The organism is Candidatus Tisiphia endosymbiont of Thecophora atra, from assembly GCF_964026395.1.
Lineage (GTDB): Bacteria > Pseudomonadota > Alphaproteobacteria > Rickettsiales > Rickettsiaceae > Tisiphia.
This window is the reverse complement of record NZ_OZ032145.1, coordinates 156209-178361: the sequence shown is the minus strand read 5'-3', so window position 1 is coordinate 178361 and position 22153 is coordinate 156209. Positions and strand designations below refer to the sequence as shown.

General features: G+C 33.6%; 15 protein-coding genes. 9 read left to right on the top strand and 6 right to left on the bottom strand.

The window, feature by feature from the left end; translation table 11 throughout:
- Positions 1 to 617 precede the first annotated feature (617 nt).
- From AAGD45_RS00875 to AAGD45_RS00860, 4 genes are all read left to right on the top strand, one after another.
- Complete coding sequence (locus AAGD45_RS00875; protein ID WP_341761600.1) at positions 618 to 3107, top strand: valine--tRNA ligase; 2490 nt, start codon at positions 618 to 620, stop codon at positions 3105 to 3107.
- A gap of 83 nt (positions 3108 to 3190) precedes the next feature.
- Complete coding sequence (locus tag AAGD45_RS00870; RefSeq protein WP_341761599.1) at positions 3191 to 3742, top strand: hypothetical protein; 552 nt, start codon at positions 3191 to 3193, stop codon at positions 3740 to 3742.
- A 228-nt stretch (positions 3743 to 3970) separates the two neighbouring features.
- A complete protein-coding gene (locus tag AAGD45_RS00865) occupies positions 3971 to 5617 on the top strand; it encodes a patatin-like phospholipase family protein (protein WP_341761598.1) in 1647 nt (548 codons plus the stop codon).
- A gap of 104 nt (positions 5618 to 5721) precedes the next feature.
- Positions 5722 to 5973, top strand: a complete 252-nt coding sequence (locus AAGD45_RS00860; RefSeq protein ID WP_341761597.1) for a BolA/IbaG family iron-sulfur metabolism protein — start codon at positions 5722 to 5724, stop codon at positions 5971 to 5973.
- A 31-nt stretch (positions 5974 to 6004) separates the two neighbouring features.
- Here the strand turns inward: AAGD45_RS00860 and AAGD45_RS00855 are convergent, their stop codons facing one another.
- From AAGD45_RS00855 to AAGD45_RS00830, 6 genes are all read right to left on the bottom strand, one after another.
- Positions 6005 to 7495, bottom strand: coding sequence for a HAMP domain-containing sensor histidine kinase (locus AAGD45_RS00855; protein ID WP_341761596.1), 1491 nt, complete (start codon positions 7493 to 7495; stop codon positions 6005 to 6007).
- A gap of 462 nt (positions 7496 to 7957) precedes the next feature.
- Complete coding sequence (locus AAGD45_RS00850) at positions 7958 to 9352, bottom strand: S41 family peptidase (RefSeq protein ID WP_341761595.1); 1395 nt, start codon at positions 9350 to 9352, stop codon at positions 7958 to 7960.
- A 39-nt stretch (positions 9353 to 9391) separates the two neighbouring features.
- Positions 9392 to 11374, bottom strand: coding sequence for a DNA topoisomerase IV subunit B (gene parE, locus AAGD45_RS00845; protein WP_341761594.1), 1983 nt, complete (start codon positions 11372 to 11374; stop codon positions 9392 to 9394).
- Positions 11375 to 11704: 330 nt separating this feature from the next.
- The gene (locus AAGD45_RS00840; RefSeq protein WP_341747906.1) at positions 11705 to 11881 is read right to left on the bottom strand and encodes a twin transmembrane helix small protein; all 177 of its coding nucleotides are present in this window, start codon (positions 11879 to 11881) and stop codon (positions 11705 to 11707) included.
- 61 nt (positions 11882 to 11942) lie between these two features.
- Entirely contained in the window at positions 11943 to 14222 is a 2280-nt protein-coding gene (locus tag AAGD45_RS00835) for an NADP-dependent malic enzyme (RefSeq protein ID WP_341761593.1), read from the bottom strand.
- A gap of 294 nt (positions 14223 to 14516) precedes the next feature.
- Complete coding sequence (locus tag AAGD45_RS00830; RefSeq protein ID WP_341747908.1) at positions 14517 to 15446, bottom strand: AEC family transporter; 930 nt, start codon at positions 15444 to 15446, stop codon at positions 14517 to 14519.
- 718 nt (positions 15447 to 16164) lie between these two features.
- Between AAGD45_RS00830 and yidC the strand changes: the two genes are divergently transcribed.
- The 5 genes from yidC to AAGD45_RS00805 all read left to right on the top strand — a co-directional run bounded on the left by yidC (position 16165) and on the right by AAGD45_RS00805 (position 22152).
- Entirely contained in the window at positions 16165 to 17853 is a 1689-nt protein-coding gene (gene yidC, locus AAGD45_RS00825; protein WP_341761592.1) for a membrane protein insertase YidC, read from the top strand.
- Positions 17843 to 18451 (top strand): ribosome biogenesis GTP-binding protein YihA/YsxC, encoded by a 609-nt coding sequence (gene yihA / locus AAGD45_RS00820; protein ID WP_341761591.1) that lies wholly within the window; start codon positions 17843 to 17845, stop codon positions 18449 to 18451. Before yidC ends, yihA begins: the two co-directional genes overlap by 11 nt.
- Positions 18405 to 19319, top strand: a complete 915-nt coding sequence (locus AAGD45_RS00815) for an acetylglutamate kinase (RefSeq protein ID WP_341761590.1) — start codon at positions 18405 to 18407, stop codon at positions 19317 to 19319. The genes yihA and AAGD45_RS00815 overlap by 47 nt, the downstream gene beginning before the upstream one ends.
- Positions 19320 to 19417: 98 nt before the next feature.
- Positions 19418 to 19705 carry a VirB3 family type IV secretion system protein gene (locus AAGD45_RS00810; protein ID WP_341753466.1) on the top strand — a complete coding sequence of 96 codons (288 nt, stop codon included), beginning with the start codon at positions 19418 to 19420 and terminating at the stop codon, positions 19703 to 19705.
- Positions 19706 to 19737: 32 nt separating this feature from the next.
- Positions 19738 to 22152, top strand: coding sequence for a VirB4 family type IV secretion/conjugal transfer ATPase (locus tag AAGD45_RS00805; protein ID WP_341762164.1), 2415 nt, complete (start codon positions 19738 to 19740; stop codon positions 22150 to 22152).
- The last annotated feature ends 1 nt before the right edge of the window (position 22153 follow it).

Here is a 22153-nt window from a genome sequence, read left to right as displayed (position 1 = left end):
TGATATATTTTGAATTAATTTAACTAGGTCTGTGAACATTGTCTATCTAATGGTCTTATCGATCGTTATTTTCGTTCTCGAATTCGTAACGGAATTTAGTACTGCTTTCGGTTCTTGCTTAGCGAAAATGCCTATATAGCTAAACTGGAAATGTTTTAGCCAAAAAACCGTCTATTAGCGAGGAGGGGATGAAATCGCCGACGTGGCAATCTCATGAAGTAATATCTGCCTTTGTTAGGCGACCTCGAGGTGATTTGAGTACTACTTCACAAGATTGCCACGTCGGCACTTTGTGCCTCCTCGCTAATAGACGGTTTTTGACTAAAATTTTTTCGGTCTAGCTATAAATCTACTCAACATAGAAATATTCAAAAAAACTAATATAAAATACTTAGTGGGGTCAAATATTATGATATATTTTAACCATTAATTCGATAAATGTACTTTTGGAGCAGCTGACACGAGTACATTTTAACTTTTTTCATCATTCTATTATGTGATTTTAATTGTTAAAATCACATATAGAATGGAATATTATATTTTAACAATCAACCCCAATTCGGGATAAGAATTAGTTAATTCTTATCCCGAATTCGCGTAACTAGGATAGTCTTATTATGATAGAATTTTCAAATAATTATAGCTTTATTGAAAGCGAAAGAAAATGGCAAAAATTTTGGCAGGAACAAAAAATTTATCTTTGGGATAAAAATGATACGAGAGAAAATAGTTTTGTAGTAGATACGCCACCACCAACAGTCTCAGGACATTTGCATATAGGACATGTTTACAGTTATACTCAGGCTGATTTCATTGTCCGTTTCCAACGGATGATGGGTAAAAATATTTTTTATCCAATCGGTTTTGATGATAATGGTTTACCTACCGAACGTTTAGTTGAAAAACAAAAGCAACTCAGAGCAGCCAGTATGGCAAGAGATGAATTTATTGAGATATGTAAGGAAGTTGTTATTTCTGAGGAAGAGAAATTCCGCTCATTATTTAATCAAATGGCTTTATCTGTTGATTGGACTTTGGAATACCAAACAATTAATCCATTATCACAAAAAATATCACAAATGTCATTTTTAGACTTAGTCGACAAAGGCGAAATTTACCGTAATAATCAACCAATGTTGTGGGATCCAGTTGATCAAACGGCTTTATCTCAGGCTGACATTGAAGACCAAGAAAAAACTTCAATGATGAATGATATAATTTTTCATACCAATAAGGGTGAGAAGATTATTATTGCTACCACTAGACCAGAAATGCTACCAGCTTGTGTTGCAGTATTTTACAATCCAAATGATGATAGATACCAACAACTGGAAGGTCAATTTGCCATAACACCGCTATTTGATGTTAAAGTACCTATTCTAGCGGATGATTTAGTTCAAATAGATAAAGGAAGTGGACTTGTGATGTGCTGTACTTTTGGTGACACAACCGATATAACCTGGTGGAGAACTCACAATTTACCTATGAAAATTATTATAGATAAAAAAGGTATCATAAATATCCCGGCTGAATTATCAAATTCACATCAGTTAAATGGTTTAAAAATAAAAGATGCTAGAAGTAAAATTATAGAAATCTTAAAAGAGCAAGACCTATTAGTTAGACAAATAGAAATTACTCAAACAGTAAAATGTGCTGAACGTTCAGGCTCACCGCTAGAGATACTTACGCTACCTCAGTGGTTTGTTCGTACGATAAAACATAAAGATGTTCTAATGCAACGTGCATGTGAGCTGAATTGGCATCCAAAAACTATGAAAATTAAGCTTGAGAACTGGATAAATAGCATATCATGGGATTGGTGTATAAGTCGTCAACGCTATTTTGGTGTGCCATTCCCTGTTTGGTATTCTAAAAGAATTGGCGAAATAGGCAAACCCCTTTTTCCAGATATCAAGCAACTGCCAATAGACCCTCTTCGAGATCTACCAATTGGCTATTCTAGAGAAGAAGTAGAGCCGGATTACGATGTTATGGATACTTGGGCTACCAGTGCAGTATCACCACAATTAAGTAGTCATGGTATCTCTGAAAAGTTTAACGTAGATATCGAGCGTCATAAAAAATTATTTCCTGCTGACCTGCACCCGCAAGCTCATGAAATCATTAGGACATGGGCCTTTTATACAATACTTAAAGCCCAATTACATGAGAATACCCTACCTTGGAAAAACATTATGATTAGCGGGTGGTGTCTAGCGTTTGATCGTAGCAAAATGTCAAAATCTAAAGGCAATGTTATTGTACCACAAAAATTGCTTGAGCAATACGGTGCTGATGTAACACGTTATTGGACTTCTAAATCTAAGCTTGGGGCAGACACTGTTTACTCTGAAGACGTAATGAAAAATGGCAAGAGGCTTGTTAATAAATTATGGAACGCTGCTAAATTTGCTGCTATTCACTTCGATAAATTAGACCCTCTAGATAAAAATGCTGAAATATCTGATATAGAAAGTAAGATTTGTCATAAGTTTGACCAGTGGTTAATAGTTAAACTAGTTGAGTTAGTAAACAAAGTTGAATCAGATATGCAAAATTATGAGTATGCCAATGCTGTGGATTTGATAGAAAAGTTTTTCTGGTCAGTATTTTGTGATAATTACCTCGAAATCACCAAAACCCGGGCTTATAATATGGATGGTTCAGATAATAAAGGGCAGTATAGTGCCATAATAACTTTATATCATTCTATAAAAATCTTACTTAAATTATTAGCTCCTTTCCTTCCACATATAACAGAAGAAATTTGGCAAATTTTGTACAGTACAAAATCTATACATATAAGGGGCAACTGGCCTCAAATCAAAAATTTATCTTTTTCGGTGGATCAAATTCAGCCTGATAGACTTATTGAAATACTAGACTTGGTTAGGAAAGCTAAAGCAGAAAAGAATTTGTCAGTCAAAGCTGATATTGAGATACTAGAAATTATAGGAGAAAAACTTTCTGATGACCTAATAATAGATCTCAAAAACGTTACGTCTGCTCGCACCATAGAATTTGTTGAACAATTTTCATCAACAAATCAAGTATTAAAGAATGGCGATGTTGTAATTAATGTAATATATATTCAAATGCTTTGAAAAATTGATAAATCAATTTCTAAGTTTTTAGAGTTTAACACAAATAAAATTAGTATAGTTAGCTTTTAGTGAGATTAAACAAAATGACTACCATTATCTACCTAATAGGTAAACCAGGAACTGGCAAGTATACTATAGCAAAGGAAATAGCAAAAGCTGGCTACAGCATATGTGACAACCAGCATATCAATAATCCTATTTTCTCACTTCTAAATTATGATGGGTTGACTCCCATTCCAGAATTTGCTTGGGATACAATTAAACATATACGAGATGGTATTTTTAATTTTCTAAGCCAAGAAACTTATAATAACTATGTTCTTACTAATTGTCTCTATGAGATTGATGGTGATCATAAGCTTTTTAATCAAGTACAACAGCTAGCATCGAACCGTAAGTCAACATTTATTCCTGTAAAATTATTGATTTCAGAAGAAGAAAATATTATGAGAATTCAACAACTAGATAGGCTGCTTCGTTACAAATCAATCGATATACAAGATGTTTACCCAAAATATCCTTTGATTCAAATTTCTCATCCTAATTTATTTGAGCTTGATGTTACACTCCTTCCTGCTAGTGAGGCTGCAAAGAAAATTTTGCAGCATGTTAGGTTATACGCGAATTCGGGATAAGAATTAATTAATTCTTATCCCGAATTGGGGTGTTATATACTCAAATACTTTGAAAAATTGATAAATCAATTTACAAGTTTGGCATGTAATATTTTAGGATTCCCTACAATACTATATAATTTATTTCTTGCTTTTATTTATTATGATACAAAATTTTATTTGTTATAACATAAATTTTATGATAACCTAAATATCAGGAAACTTTAAAAGGTTATGGAGGTATAGTTTATGACTACAAATCAAACGGGACAAAACAAAGCTCTTTGTCTTTCAGGTGGTGGGGTAAAAGGAATAGCTGAGTTAGTTGTACTAGCGAAAATAGAAGAAATAACCCAGCAACCTATATCTAAATTATTTAATATTATTTCTGGCACTAGTGTTGGAGGATTAATTGCAGCCTTATTAACAATTCCTAAAGAAGAAGGATCAACAGAACCTCGTTATTCAGCTAAAGAAGCTTTAGAATTATTTGAAAACACTGCTCCTGAAATCTTCCCTCAAAGCTGGTTTAACTGGGGAATAATAAAACATAAATATAGTCAAGAACCTTTGAAGAAAATGCTAGAAAAGCATTTAGGGGATAATAGATTGGATGATAGTCTATGCCGTCTTATTATACCCGTTGCTGATTTGAATGAAGGAAAGAATAGTATGAAGATTTTTGATAGTCATGATCAACATAGTCCACATGTTAGAATAAAGGACGTGCTTCTTGCAACTACAGCAGCACCAACCTATTTTAAAGCTGTTGTTAATAAAGAGGCCGTAAAAGATTATGATTATGCTGCGGGTAAGCCTTATGCTTTTGCCGACGGTGGTCTTGGTGCTAATCGTCCAGCTGCTACAGTGCTACAGATACTTAAAGAAGGACTTAGTTATCATGAACAAGCAGACATTATGGAACACACTATGATTTGTTCTATCAATTTTGGAAAAAGTGAGCAAACAAAAGCCCAAATACCATCACCTAATTTTGATGGAGCATTAGGGTGGTTACTTAACGGCTTAATTGATACACTTATGAAAAATGACGAGGAAGCTGATGTAAATGAAGTTAGGTTAGATCTAACAGGTGAAGGACAAAATACAGAGATATGGCTTCCTATCCCAAAAGAATGTAAAAACTTAGACGATTCTAGCCAAAATAATATAGCAAAATTAAAGGTAGTCGCTGAACAATATTTAGAAAATAATTCCAAGTTAGTACAAGATCTGTGTGATAGGTTAAAAGCTGATTGGAATGATAATCTTGAGCAATCTGAAATCTCAAATGCACTGGTAAGTTCTGAGGTTAATGATGAAGGGTATGAAAGTAATAGCATCTCAGAATTTGATATAACTTCTACAAATCCTAGAGTCAATGTAATGATAAATACTGAAGTTAGTGATGAAGGGTATGAAAGTAATGCTAATAACTCAAACTTTGATATAGTAACAACTGCTGTAGAACCTGAAGTCTTAAATGCAATGGTAAGTAATGAATTAGAATCTAGTAGTACCATAGTGACTAATGGAGAAACATATCCTACTGTAATTAGTGAGAAATTTACAACAACACTTCAGTGGATTAAAGAATTATATGCAAAGGATTCCAAATGTGCATTAGAATATTTAGAATACGTTAATAATGTATCTCCTGAAGAGTTAGATCTTACTAAAATTGAATCACTACCTGAAGAAGTACAGAAAACCGTTCAATGGATTGTAGGGTTAGATACAGAGGGTCGTTCAGAGCTATTAGAAAATATTAAGTCATTAATAATTAGTACCTCTCATGATTATAAGGATAATATTTCTTGTGTTCAAGAAGTGACTAAACTTGAGGGACAGGATACACTATACGAGCATGCTGACGACTTAGTTGACTGTTATTAGAAAGTAAAAAATGCATTACTTTGCCAGTCAGATCGACTTTTAAATTTCTCTGATTGCAGACTTTAAGCTTTTGTTGTATGTTACATAAAAAACTCTAAAGAACAATGGCAATATCTATTAAAGAACTTGAAGAAATTATACGTTATAGTTTTCCAAATGCCAAAATAAAAATTGTTGATTTAGCTGGAGATCAGAATCACTATTCCTTAGAAATACAAGATGATGCTTTTCTTGGAATTAGTCTAATTAATCAGCATAAGATGGTAAAAAAAGCTTTAGCAGAAATACTGAATAATAATAAATTACATGCTATCACCATAAAAACTACCAGTTCTCCATTAAATATAGTCAAATAATCATACACCTGCATTCCCAACATTGGGGTAGTTATTGTTCTATACTACTATCATAAGCAAAAGTTAGTGTTACAGTTGTGCCTATGCCTATTTTACTTTGTATATCAAATTTACCTCTCATTAGTTCAACCAACTTTCGAGTGAGTGGTAAACCAAGACCAGTCCCTTGATATTTTCTGCCAACGGCACTATCAATTTGACCAAATGTTGAGAGTACTTTTGGAATATCTTTCTCATCAATTCCTATACCAGTATCTATAACTTGCACATAAACTAGTCCTTGAGATTCATTTTTTTCAGCATGAATTGTTATAGAACCTAATGGGTTGGTGAATTTTATAGAATTAGATAAAAGGTTAAAAAATACTTGTTTAAGCCTTTTGGGATCTGCTTTTATAATAATATGATCTTTTGGTAGTTTTTCAATTAATGCTACATTCGCTTGGTCAGCTCTTGGTTTCATTATCCTTATAGTAGAAGTAATTAATTTATTTAGGTCTAACTCTACAAAATCAACTAATAGCTTGTCAGCAGATGCTTTTGACAAGTCTAATATATCGGTTATTATACCTAGTAAATGCTTGCCTGCGTTATGAATATCTTTTACATAAACATCATGTTCCTTATTGTAAGGTGTAGACATCATAATTTCTGAAAAACCTATAATAGCATTTAGAGGGGTACGCAGCTCATGACTAACATTGGCAAAAAATTTAGTATGAGCAGAACTTTCATTTCTAACCTTAGTTACTGCTTCCTCTAATGCTTTATTAGCCTCAAATTGTCGATCTATAATTTTTTGTGCATAATTTGTGTTGCTCATAACTATAACTAAAAATATTACCAAAATGATAACAAAAGTTAACAATACTTTTCTTTCAAGCTCTATAATACTTGACCATAAACCAGTAATATTGGTATGTATCTCTAATACACCATCAACAGGATAGTTCAATGGATCACGGTTTATTATTGGGATATAACTTGTTATACAAGATGCGTTCTTTACCTTCCCTGATATATGCAACATGGCTCTAGGAACTAATAGATGAGTTGTTATCCCTTTAAAAGCTTTGTTAAAGGCTTGTTCTACACTCAATTCTTTTAAAAAATATCTATCAATTTTGGCAAGAATTTTTTGATACAGAGTATCTTCAGGAAAATTCATGTGACTTGTTACTTGAATTGGCGAACTAGTTATAATTTTATTACCTTGTAGATCATATAAGGAAATATAGGCATTAAGATTAACAAAAATATCAACTGAAGTAGTTGCAAACCTAATAAAATCTGTATCTTGTAATAAATTTATATAACCAAATTCATGTATCTTATCTACAGCAGCTCTATTCCTATCCCAAACATTTTTTGTATAAACATCAGCTATTTTAATATTTGTTTCTCCAACTTGCTTTAAAATCATTTCTTCAATAATGAAGTAACGATAGTAAATCATATTTACAATAATGTTTATAAATAAGCCAATGGATGACAGTCTAACAATATATTTATTTTGAATCATTAGGTTTGCACATATATTACTTACACATTAGACACAGGACAATATTAAAGTCATAACCAATATCTGATATTTCCTTTGTAATTATCATTCCTAATCACGCGAATTCGCATAGGCGTCAACTTAAGAATCTAGCATGTCATTGCGAGGAGACCATAAGGTCGACGAAGCAATCTATAATATGACAATCTTCATGGATTGCCACGCTCACGTACGTTCGCTCGCAATGACGGTTTAAGCCTTACAACAACGCTTCACAATGACGATTTTTTAACTTTCAACAGTTATGCCCAATTACCCTACCCATTGTATACTGCTCGTAAATGAAGAGTTGGTAGACGATAGTATAACTTCAAGAAGAGCTAGGAGTATCAAAGTCGAGCTGCTAGGCGTACATTAGTACGTGAGCAGCTTCGATCTTTGGTCGCGGGAACGCCAATTCTTGAAGTTCACCGAGTATACCCATTATTTTTTCAATTCATTGCCACTTTTATTAGTCAAGATTAATCCCATAATTAAATCATAAGCTCTAGCAAATTGATAATCTTTTTTATAAGGATCAGATAATTGTTCTACAGTATTTTTTGCTTTGGTATTTTTTCCTTTGATATTTTTTGTAGTATCATCTGTTTTCTTAATAAGTTCTTTATTTTTATCTGTAGTATCTACTTTCTTATCATCATTTTTATTATTATCGTTTTTTAGATAATTCTTTAGAGAAGATTCAGAAAATCTATTATCTGTTGATTTTGTTTCGGGATACTTAACTTCTGCCATCTCAACCACTATGTCAGGTTCAATACCCTCTGCTTGAATTGAACGACCACTAGGAGTGTAATATTTAGCTGTTGTAAGCTTTATAGCAGCTCTAGGACTAATTGGAGCAAAGCTTTGCACGGATCCTTTACCAAAAGATTTTGTTCCAAGTATTACTGCTCTTTTATGATCTTGCAATGCACCAGCTACAATTTCAGCAGCTGAGGCAGAACCAACATCAATAAGGACTATCATCGGAACTAATGGGGCTTTTTCTGCGGATTTATTGCTATTCAACACGGAGTTAGCATTTTTGGTTCTTCCCTTGGTAATAACAATCACCCCAGAATCAATAAAATATTCGCTAACAGCAACAGCCTGGTCTAACAAACCACCAGGATTGCTACGTAGGTCTAATATAATACCTTTTACGCCATTTTTACTGCCATCTTTTAAAGTTTTCATAGATTTTTTTAATTCTGCAATGGTATGTTCATTAAACATCCCTATTCGTATATAAGCTATATCATTTCTTTCTAAATGGGCTTTTACTGGTGTAATTGTAACTATTTCTCTAGTAAGTTCAATTTCCTTTGGCTTGCTTTCACCTTCCGTGATCACCAATAATTTCACCTTTGTCCCTGGTTCTCCACGCATCTCTCTGACCGCTTTATTAAATCCCAAATTTGATACAAACTCATCATTAACCCCCACAATATAGTCTCCAGCTTTTATACCCGCCCTATAAGCAGGTAGATCATCAATAGGGGAAATGACTTTGATAGCACTATTGTCATATTGCACTTCAACACCAATACCTCCAAATTCTCCTTTAGTGTGGTCAAGAAAATATTCTAGATCCTCATCAGTAATGTAGTTAGAATGAGGATCTAGCGAAGTTAACATGCCATCTATAGCTGCATCAGTCATTTTTTGTTTTTCAGGTTCTTGGACATAGTCTCTATTAATACGTTCAAAGATATCTTGGAATTGTTTTAAATAAGCTGAATCTGGTAATTCTTTCTTCTTTACTTCTTCAGCAAATGTTATATTAGAAAAAATGATAGAACTTGATAATAATATTGTAATTAAACGTAAGAACATAGTACTCCTATTTATAAGTAATTGGTAAATGACACAATTTTAAATATCTAGATTGTTTATAATAGTATCCATTTTAATTAAAGCCTGATCATAAATAAACTGGAAACGTTTTTCTGGTTTCTTGCCCATAAGATTGTCTACCATTTTAGCAATATTATCAAAATCATCTATAGTAACTTTTAAAAGTGACCTATTTTTTGGACTCATTGTTGTTTCTTTTAACTGAGCTGGCATCATTTCCCCCAGCCCCTTAAATCTACCAATGTCTATTTTAGCTTTACTATTTTTTAATAATTTAGCAGTTAAATCAGTTTTTTGTTGATCATTTACTGCATAGTAAGTTTTATTAGACTGTGTTAGTCGATAAAGTGGTGGTTTGGCAATATATAAATGACCCGATGATACTAACTTTGGCATACGAAGGTAAAAAAACGTCATTAACAGTGAGGCGATGTGAGCTCCGTCAACATCAGCATCTGTCATAATTATTATTTTTTCATAACGTAAATTTTCTTCTCGGTAATTTTTAAGACTACCGCATGCTAGTGCTACTTCTAGATCTTGAATTTCTTGATTATTAGTAATCTTTTCTAGAGTTGCATTGGCAACATTCAGGATTTTGCCCCGAAGAGGCAAAATAGCTTGTGTTTCTCGATCTCTTGCCTGCTTAGCTGATCCTCCAGCTGAATCTCCCTCAACCAAAAATAACTCCGTCCCATTAGGAGACGTTCTTGTACAATCGGCTAATTTACCTGGTAGTCGCAATTTTTGTGTAGCAGTTTTACGTAAGGTATTTTTTTCATTACGCTTATTTATTCGGAATTCAGCAATATTGACTATATGGTCAAGTAGTTGGTTTGCCGCTACTTTATTACTGCTCAACCAATGATCAAAATGATCCTTAATAATGTTTTCTACTATTTTATTAACCCCTAGTGAAACCAATTTTTCTTTTGTTTGTCCTTGAAATATTGGATCTTGGATAAATATAGAGAGAACAATAGAAGAAGTCTCAAGAATATCTTCAATAGTAAGTAGAGTTGTTTTTTTATTACCTATCATTTCACCGTATATTTTCAAGCCGCGAAATAATGCATTACGCAAACCTTGTTCGTGAGTTCCACCAAGGGGGGTGGGAATAGTGTTACAATATGATTGTATGAAGGGTTGGTATTCATTTTTATGCCAAGCAATTGCCCATTCCACTTTTACGTGATCTTGGTCCCAGTCAATATTACCACAAAAAATCTCTCCACTAACTAAATCGTCATGATTTATTTTTGATATTAAATAATCCTTCAAACCATTTGGAAAATGGATCAGGGCTGTTGTCGGCACATCACTTTTAGTCTCAATCTCACATTGCCACTCTATCGTTACTCCCTTGTACAAATAGGCTTTTGATTTAGCTAATTCGTATATTTTTTTAGGAGAAAAACATGATTTTTCACCAAAAATTTCTAGGTCAGGATGGAAATTTATAGATGTTCCCTTCAATTTTTTTGCAACATCTTCACTTTCTAAATCATTCAATTTATGCCCTTTAGAATAAGATTGCTTGAATAATTTACCCTGCTTGTACACTTTAACTTCTAAATAGTCTGATAAAGCATTAACAACAGAAATACCAACTCCGTGTAATCCGCCTGCTGTTTGGTATACATTATTCGAAAATTTACCTCCCGAGTGGAGCTGAGTTAGAATCACCTCCAAAGCAGATTTTTCAGGGAATTTGGGGTGATTATCGACAGGAATTCCTCTACCATTATCAGAAATAGTGATACTGTTATCCACATGCATTTTTATGGTTATAATGTTAGCAAAACCAGCAACAGCTTCATCCATAGCATTATCCAGTACTTCCGAAACAAGATGATGCATAGCATTTTCGTCTGTTCCGCCAATATACATACCAGGACGTTTGCGTACAGGTTCAAGCCCTTCTAATACTTCAATATCTTTTGCAGTATATGAATTATTAATTTTAGGCTTTTTATCATTAAAACTAAATAGATCAGACATATTATGGTATTAACTTACAAGTTTTTCCAAGGTATACATTGCAAAAACTTGAATAATTGGTTTATAGCTAACACGAAAAGGTTTAAGGCATAGTAATGGTGATAGCCTTGATGTCATTCCCGCGTAGGTAGAGAAATCTAATACGATCTTACGATGTCACCTCTGCGTAGGCAGGGGTCTAAAATAACTTAACACAACCTATCTTGGTCATTTTTTTAGATTCTGCACCGAAGCAGGGATGACATCGCTTCTAGCTAAGCTAAGATTAACAATACCTAAAAACTTTTCGGGTTAGCTATACCAATTCTCCAAATCATTCGAGCATATATACTATTTTGAAAGATAGAGGAAAGCAAGCAAACATACAGCAACTGCCTGAAATATAACCCGTAGCGACATTAATTTTGAGCTAAATTTTTTATCAAATTTCCCACCAATAGCCATAGAGACAATTCCTATCACTAAGACTAATGTAGTCAAACTTAAAGCAATTAATGTATATATCATTAAAATTCCTCGAAAGAGTTATTATAACCTATTAACAAATAATATAAAATCCGAAAATTAATTATCTTTCGTTCAAGAGATTTATTGCATCTATACAGGCAAATGTGGCAATTTTTGTTATCTCATTTGCCGATGCTCCCATTTGTACTATTTGTACCGGATATTCAAAACCATTAATTATTGGCCCTATAAAAATACCTCCAGCTAATTCTTGCAATAGTTGCGTTGAGATTGAGGCCGAATGTAGACCGGGCATAATTAAAACATTAGCAGGACCTGATAACCTACAAAACTTATATGAATTACGATTAGGGTTCAGAGCAACATTAGCTGACATTTCACCATCATATTCAAAATCTAGACTCATACTATCTAAAATTCTAACAGCTTCCCGTACTCTATTTGCCTTTTCTCTCATTGGATTACCAAAAGTTGAGAAGGAAAGTAGTGCAACCTTTGGCGTCATTCCCATATTTTTTGCTATATTAGCAGTCTGCAAGGTTATTTCTACAATGTCCTGCTCATTTGGCAGTTCAGCCACACTATTATCAGCAATAATTATATTATGCTCCTTGGCAATCAGAATGGAATAGCCTAAAATTCTGTTATTTTCTTTGGCTTCCATTACCTTCATAATATCCTCTAAGCTACTATAATAGCTCTTTGTGACACCAGTAACCATACAGTCAGCATCGCCACAAGCTACCATGATCGCCGAGAATATATTTCTATCACTTTTAACTAGTCTAGCACAGTCACGGTATAAGTAACCTTTACGCTGTAACCGGCTATAAAGAGTATCTATATATTTATCAAGATTTTGGTTAATAGCAGCATTCATTATGGTAATACCATCTAAATCATAATTCATACCTATTCTATTTAAAACAGCAGATATTTTATCAGCTCTACCAACTAGGATAGGATGAGCATGCGAAGCATCCCGCATGCTCATAGCAGCTATAATTACCTCTTCCTCCTCACCTTCAGCAAAAACTATTCTTTGAGGTGTTGATTGTTGAATCCTCTCAAATAATAGATTCATGTAATGAGAGGTAGGATTTAACCTACTTTCCAGCTCCTTTGCATAATTCTTAACATCAAATTCGGTAATTTTAGCAACCCCGCTATCTATAGCAGCTTTAGCTACCGCTATCGGAACAGTGGTAATTAATCTTGGATCAAATGGTACAGGAATTATGTAATCTGAACCAAAAACCATTTTTTTACCAGGATATGCTTTATAAACTTCATTCGGAACAGCTTGTCTTGCTAATTCAGCCAAAGAAGTTGCTGCAGCTATTTTCATTTGCTGATTAATGGTAGTAGCCCTAACATCTAAAGCTCCACGAAAAATATACGGAAATCCCATAACATTATTAATCTGATTATTATAATCAGAGCGTCCGGTAGCAATAATCGCATCGCTTCTGACTAGCTGTATATCCTCCGGTGTAATCTCTGGGTCTGGATTAGCCATGGCAAAAATGATAGGATTTGCAGCCATGCTAGCTACCATTTCTTTCGATACTGTTCCTTTAACAGATAAACCAAGGAATACATCGGCTGACTTCATAGCATCACTCAGAGTCCTGAGATCGGTTTCGACTGCATATAATTCTTTCCATTTGTTCATGCCTTCTTGCCGACCTTGGTAAACTACTCCCATTTTATCACATAGTATAACATTTTTTTTGTCTACACTAAGAGCAATTAGTAATTCTATGCAAGCAATTGCCGCTGCCCCTGCACCACTTACGACAATTTTTAGACTATCAAATGAACGATTGGTAAGATAAGCTGCATTAATTAAACCTGCAGCAGCAATAATAGCCGTGCCATGCTGATCATCATGAAAAACCGGTATCTGCATACAGCTTTTTAATTTTTCTTCAATTATAAAACATTCAGGAGATTTAATATCTTCTAAATTAATACCTCCAAAACTGTAATTAAGATATTTTACTGCATTAACAAACTCATCAGGGTCAGTCGTATCTATTTCAAGATCAATAGAATCAATATCAGCAAAGTTCTTGAATAAAACGGCTTTTCCTTCCATTACGGGTTTTGACGCAGCTGCACCTATACTACCAAGGCCAAGAACTGCCGTACCGTTAGTTATTACAGCAACTAAGTTACCTCTAGCAGTATATTTATAAATATCATCTATATTTTTCGCAATTTCGAGACACGGAGCTGCTACCCCTGGCGAATAAGCCAAAGCCAAGTCATGTGCAGTATCCAAAGGCTTAGTTGCCACAATAGCAATTTTGCCTGGCTTACTTTTTTGATGATATTCTAAGGCTTTGAGATAATTTATTTTATTCATTTCACCCATGATGTTATTCCTTCTTAATTACTTCAAGTGTTTATTAACCTCATTTTTGGATTAAAATTAAAAATTTTAATCCAAAAATGGCTAGAATATCAGAAAAATGCATTCTTGAAGCGGCTGGTACGAATGCATTTTAATCTATTATCGCTAATCATCTTATTTTTATACCAATAAAAATAAGATGATTAGCAAATGAAATATTTAACAATCAGGCGTGATAGCCGCTTTAAGCCTGATTGTTTACATTCTCATTCCAATTTCGGATTAATGAAATTAATCCGAAATTGAGTTTATTAGTTATATCATCCACATAAGAACTGACAATGATACTATTGAAAAAAGTGTTGTGAACGTAATAATTGATGCCATAGATTCCGGATCACCACCAAGCTGACGTGATAAGACATAAGCCGTGCTAGCACACGGCAGGCAGCTATACAGAACACCAACTGATTTAGCAGTACCAGTAATTGACATTAGTGACAACACAATTATTGTGACAACAGGAAAAGCCACTAACTTAACAAAACTAGTAAGCAATACATTTTGTAAAATAGCACCACGCATAAAAAATTTGAGACTTGCCCCAACATTTAGCATACCTATAGCTAAAGCAGAGTTGGACAGGCTAGATAAGGTTTTTTTTATACCAAGATGTAATTCTAAACCAGAATAATTAAAAAGAAATCCAATTATACTAGCTATAATCAAGGGATTTTGTACTATCAATTTAAGTATCAATATAAAGCTAGCTTTAGGCGACTTAGCTACTGAACTATCAGGGATATAACGTGCAAAAATCATTACTGATATGATATTAGTAAAAATGATCATATAGGATGAAATCACAGATACTATAGCAAGTCCCTCCTGACCCAAAAGAGGACTACTAACACCAAAAAAGATATAACTATTAAAACGTATTGCACCTTGAAAAGTTGAAGTAAACTGAACCTTGTCAAAATTGGTTTTCTTCTGATAAATAATTAAAGCCAAAGAAATAATAGAGGTGGAGATGATTAATGCAAATACCAGTTTTATTATAGACGATGCATTTAAATCGGCTGCAGATATATTATTAAAAAGCATAATAGGGAAAAGAAAAAAATATGATAATTTCTCTAATCCTCGCCAAAATTCTTCAGAAGTCAACCATTTCCTTTTGATAATACTACCAAACAAGGGAATCAACAAAACAGGTAATGTACTAGAGAAGATTTCGTTCATCAGTTTACAATTATCCCAATTACCAATTGCTAGACAATTAGCAATTGGCTGTAAATATATGTTATACCCCAATTCAGGATAAGAATTAGCTAATTCTTATCCCGAATTCGTGTGTTACTTGATAATCAAGTTTTTCCTTAACCGTCATAGCAAGGCTCTTTAGATGCCGTGGCGATCCAGGTAAACAGCGAAGCTGTTTTTTTAGAGTAACGCTTCGCGTATCCTAGATTGCCGCGTCGCCGCCTTCAGCGGCTTCTCGCAATGACGTATTTTTTAATAATTCTAAAAAACTTGATTATCGCGTGTTACGATTAAAATTTTACTTCGCATAATATCAGAGTTTGATTGCAAATCAAGACGTATACTCATCCTGATTTGAGTATACATCAAATTTCTTGATTATTTTGCTTAAATCTTATAGAACTCATAGGGAAGTCTAATGAAGGTTCTAAGATGAGGGAGCTATTTCTATTGTATGTACCTAAATTAATTATATATAAAATACTTAGTGGAATCAAATATTCTGATATACTCTAGAATAGAAAATCAAGAATTGCGTTGTCGTCTTCAGGGTTCGTAGGTAGCCAGTACTAAATGTACGCTCCGACCATCGACCCTTCGACTCCTGCTACTATCATGATTTTGATTCTATCGTCTATCAACTCTTCATTTACGAGTAGTATATATTCTAGTAAACTTAAATTATTTTTAGACCGTGATGAATCATAACATAGTTAACTTGGCAGCTGCCATTGTCTTGTCCCTTGGTATTATTTTTGGATGGCAATATTTTTACGATAAACCAAGATTACAAAAATTAGAACAGCAAAATAAAATATATAATAAGCAAGTTCAAGAGTTAAAGAAAAAGAATGTTCAAGTAGAAGCATCTAAAGAAGCTGAATCCTTTGTTGCTACCAAGAGAATTCAGATAAACTCAGAATTACTTTCCGGATCGATTGCTTTAAAAGGGTTAAGGTTTGATGATTTGGTTTTATTGAAGTATAAGCAAGATCTATCAAAAGACAGTAAGCCTGTTGTATTATTTGCTCATTCTCAGTCAGAAGAAGCCTATTTTGCAGAAATAGGTTGGTTTGATAAAACTGGTAGTGCTATTCTTCCTAACAGTGAAACTCTTTGGCAAGCTGATAGTGATGAGCTTACTCCTACAAAACCTGTGAATTTATCATGGATCAACAAAGATGGGGTTAAATTCTTGGTTACTATTAGCATGGATAGTAATTACTTGTTCACCATAGATCAGACTACGGTGAATGATAGTAAGCAGCCAATATCAGTGCAGTATTATGGACTAATTAACCGTAAATATACTGGCAAAGAGAAAGTAGCTAATATCCTGCATCAAGGACCAATTGGTGCTATTGATGGTAGGCTTAAAGAACATTCCTTTGATGACTTAAAAGATAAAAAGACTGAAAAATTTCCACAAGGTGTTGTTGATTGGATTGGCATAACAGATAAATATTGGCTAGCTTCCTTAATTCCGGATAAAATTAGTAAGTATAGTTCTAATTTCAATTGTGTAATAAAAAACAGTATTGAAAAATATCAGGTTGACTTCATCTCACCAACTCAAACTATAGAAGTAGGAAACAAATTTATTATATCACAAAAATTATTTGCCGGAGCAAAGAAAGTTGATTTATTAGATAAATACGAAAAGCAATATAATATTACGCTATTTGACCGTGCAATTGACTTTGGTTGGTTTTATATAATCACTAAACCACTCTTTAACGTTATGAACTTTTTTTATCACTATGTTGGTAACTTCGGTATTAGTATCTTGATCGTAACTGTTATCATAAAACTGCTAATGTTTACTCTAGCTAATAAATCATATCGTTCGATGAAAAAGACCAAAAATCTTCAGCCTGAAGTCGAGAGAATTAGGGCTTTATATGCTGATGATAAAATGAGGCTTAACCAAGAAGTTATGGCATTGTATAAAAGGGAAAAGGTTAACCCCATAGCTGGTTGTCTCCCCCTTATTGTACAAATCCCAGTATTTTTCTCGATTTATAAAGTGTTAAATGTAACTATCGAGATGCGTCAAGCACCATTTTTTGGTTGGATAAAAGATTTATCTGCTCCGGATCCAACAACAATTTTCAACTTGTTTGGATTACTGCCATTTACTTGTCCAAGCTTCCTGATGATTGGTGTATGGCCTATTCTCATGGCTCTGACTGCGTTCTTACAGCAAAGGATGAACCCAGAGCCAGCTGATCCAGTTCAAGCTCAAGTAATGAAATTTATGCCACTGGTTTTTTTAGTAATGTGTAGTAGTTTTCCAGCTGGAGTAGTGATTTATTGGTCCTGGAGTAATATTTTATCAATAATTCAGCAATATTACATCAATAAGTTAGACAATAATGTCGGTTGATAAGGTTACAAAACTTTTCCGTCAAGAAGTAAAATTCATAGCTGGTGTGGCAAAAATAAGTCAGTTTCCTAGCATGTTTTTGCCAGAAATTGCATTTGTTGGCAAATCAAATGTTGGCAAGTCAAGTTTGATTAATAGTATATGCAATAATTCAAGTCTTGCTAGGGTGTCTAATACTCCTGGTCGTACTAGGCAAATAAATTTTTTCTCCCTTGCCGATAAACTTATGTTAGTTGATCTTCCTGGATATGGCTTTGCAGAAGTGCCAATATACATCAGGCAGCAGTGGGAAACCTTAATAGCATATTATCTCAGAACGAGTTTAAACCTCAAATTAGTAAATTTATTGATTGATGCTAGAAGAGGAGTGAAGCAAAATGATATGGAAATTGCTAAATTGTTACTTTCTTGCAATAAAGATTTTCAAATTGTTTTCACAAAGTCAGATAAGATAACACATAGAGAAAACCTAACGACGATAACACAGAATTTTCTTGCAACTTTAGGCTACTCCTGTAATGTAATTTATACAAGTAGCAGGAGTAAAGAAGGTGCAAAAGAATTGCAGTTTAATTTGGCAAAATGCATTAAATTATAAAGAAAAGGAAGGTAAAGGTTTTGCCCGTGTCAAAGATACTAGCCTAATTAAAGACATAATAAGACGTAGTAGTGAAGTTAGAGATCAAGTCATGGTATTTAAGCTACCGTCATTAATTATTGATGATGACAAATTGTTAACGAATTTTGCAGAGGTAATACAGTTACTTGACAGTTGTGGCATTAAAATCTTTATAGTTCATGATCATACTAATTTGGTAAATGATACGCTAAAATTGTTTGGCTGTGATGAAAAATTTATCAATAATATTAAGGTAGCCGATTATAAAAGCTCGCAGATTATGGAAATGGTTCTGTCTGGCTATATTAATAAGCGTATAGTTTCAAAGCTCTGTAGTTTAGGTTGTTATGCTATTGGTATTTCCTGCAAAGATGCTAATCTTATTCAAGCTAAGAAATCAAAATTATCATATAGGAGAGACAGTAATCAAGCTGTAATAGATATTGGATTTGTCAGTGAACCAGTTATAATAAACCCTGAGATTTTAATAAATTTTGAAGATAGCAATATTATTCCTGTTATAACACCAGTAGCTAGTGATGAAAAAGGCAATACTCATCTGCTGGATGTAAATCTGACGACCTCGATAATTGCTTCCTCATTAGATGCAGATCATTTAGTATTATTATGTGATGGGGTAGAATTTGCCGGAGAGAAGTATATACGAATACGAGATGTTAATGTATTGAAAGAGATGTTGAATAATACTGTTGATCCTGAGAAAGTTAGCTTGCTTGAAGCAGCTTTAAGTGCTATTCAAAACAGTAACAATTATGTACATTTTCTCAATTCGGCTTTCCCTGATTCGATATTATTAAGTATGTTTATAAGTAAAGAATATGAGTGAACCCCAATTTGGGATAAGAATTAGTTAATTCTTATCCCGAATTCGTGTAGTGAGTTATAGATTTAATTTTTGGTAAAAAAGCAAAAGAGAGGTAATTTATGTCAGGCAGTTTAGTATCAGACCCTTTATTTGTTGGTTTAACAAGACCCGCAATGATATTTGGTGTGAGTATAAAATTTGCAGCACTTAATATGATTATATCTATGTCATTATTTATTCAAAGTAATAGTATCATGAATTTGCTTGTTGCTTTTGTGATTCATATGATAGGGTATGTAATATGTTTTAAAGAACCAAGATTTATAGAATTGCTTTTAAATAAATCTTCTAGATGTAGTCAGTGTCCTAATAAATCATTCTATGGAGCGAATTCATATGGTATCTAGGTTTTATGAGCAAAGTATAAAATGACAAAATGATAAAACTATCTGTAACAAAAACAGCCAAAGAGTCGAGATCTAGGAAAGAAAAACCTACTTCTCATTTTATTCCTTATAAATGCCATTGGGATAGTAATACTATTTTAACTAAAAATAATGAATTATTACAAGTAGTAAAAATAGGTGGTTTTTCCTTTGAAACAGCCGATGATGAAGATTTAGATATTAAAAAAAATATCAGGAATTCGTTACTTAAAAATATGTCATCAGGCAATATTGTGATGTATTTCCACACGATCAGGAGACGTAAACCAGTGGTTTTTGATGGGTTTGAATATACCTCTGACCCTACCATAAGAGTACCTAATGATTTCACAACTTATTTATCAAATGAATGGCGTAAGAAACATGCAGGTTCTAGGTCGTTTTTTAATGAATTATATGTTAGTATTCTTTATAGACCAGATAAAGCTGGGGTTGCTATAATCGAATATTTCATTAAAAAGCTGATGCAAAAATCTGATAAATCAGCTTGGGAAAATGACATGCGAGATATGCAGGATAGTTTGCGAGAAATGTCCTCAAGGGTAGTTAATACATTCCATAGTTATTCGGCGAGGTTACTTGGCGTACGCAAGTCAAATAGTGGCTATTGTTGTGATATTATGGAATTCTTGGGTACTTTGGTAAATTGTGGATCTTCAATGCAAATGGCCGTTCCAAGAAATTCAATAGACCAATATCTTCCAACCCATAGATTGTTTTTTGGTTCTAGATCTATAGAAGCACGTGGTCCAAAGGGTAGAAGATACGCCGGTATATTAAGTATTCTAGAGTATGGACCATCTACATCAGCTGGAATTTTTGACGGATTTTTACAAATGCCTTTTGAGTTTGTAATGACCCAAAGTTTTGTTTTTGCTAATAGGACAGTGGCGATTGGCAAAATGCAACTACAACAAAATAGAATGATTCAAGCAGGGGATAAAGCTGTATCACAAATTGCTGAAATCTCTCGAGCACTTGATATGGCTACCAGTGGTGATATTGGTTTTGGAGAGCATCATTTTTCGCTTCTATGCTCTGATAGTAATTTAAAATCCCTTGAGGATACCCTATCTATGGCTTCTGTTGAACTCTCCAATTCTGGAATTCAACCTGTTAGAGAAAGAATTAATATGGAACCAAGTTATTGGGGGCAGCTTCCTGGAAATATGGATTATATAGTAAGGGGTTCGACTATAAATACTTTAAACATGGCTAGTTTTGCATCTATGCACAATTATCCATTAGGTAAGGTTTTTAATAATCACTGGGGAGAATATGTAACTGTACTCGATACTACCTCGGGAACACCTTTTTATTTCAGTTTTCATGTTAGAGATGTTGGGCATACTCTGATCATTGGCCCAACTGGTGCTGGTAAAACAGTATTAATGAATTTTTTATGTGCACAAGCACAAAAATTTAAACCTAGAATGTTTTTCTTTGATAAAGACCACGGTGCTGAAATATTTATTAGATCACTTAATGGGATTTATACTACAATTGATCCAGGAGGAGAATGTAACTTTAATCCTTTACAGCTTGATGATACTGGGGAGAATAGAACATTTATATTAGAATGGCTTAAAGTATTAGTTACTTCTAATGGAGAGCAGTTATCATCAGAAGATAATAAGATTTTATCACAAGCAGTAAGTGGTAATTTTAAGCTAGAGAAAAAAGATAGAAGATTAAAAAATGTTGTAGCATTTTTGGGCATAGATGGTCCTAATAGCTTAGCAGGCAGGATTGCTATGTGGGTTGGTAAAGGCTCTCATGCTAGAATATTTGATAATGAGGCAGATAATATTGATTTGCAGCAAGCTCGAGTATTTGGCTTTGATATGACTGAACTGTTAAAAGATCCAGTTAGTCTTGCTCCTGTGCTACTATATATTTTCCATAGAATTAGTATTTCTTTAGATGGTCAAAGAACTATGATAGTTCTTGATGAAGCGTGGGCTTTGATTGATAATCCAGTATTTGCTCCCAAAATTAAAGACTGGCTAAAGGTTTTGCGTAAGTTAAATACTTTTGTAATTTTCGCTACCCAAAGTGTTGAAGATGCAGCTAAAAGCAGGATTAGTGATACCTTGATCCAACAAACTGCAACACAAATATTCTTACCAAACCTTAAGGCAACTGATATTTACCGTAGTGCTTTTATGCTTAGTCAACGTGAATATATTTTGATAAAAACTACAGATCCAACATCGCGTTATTTCTTAATAAAACAGGGGGTAGATGCAGTTGTTGCAAAAATAAGTTTAGATGGTATGACTGATATTATCAATGTTCTTTCTGGTCGGGTTGAAACAGTGTTATTGTTAGATCGGATTAGAGAGAAATATGGTAATGATCCTGAAAAATGGTTACCGATATTTTATGAGGAAGTAAAATCACTTTAGT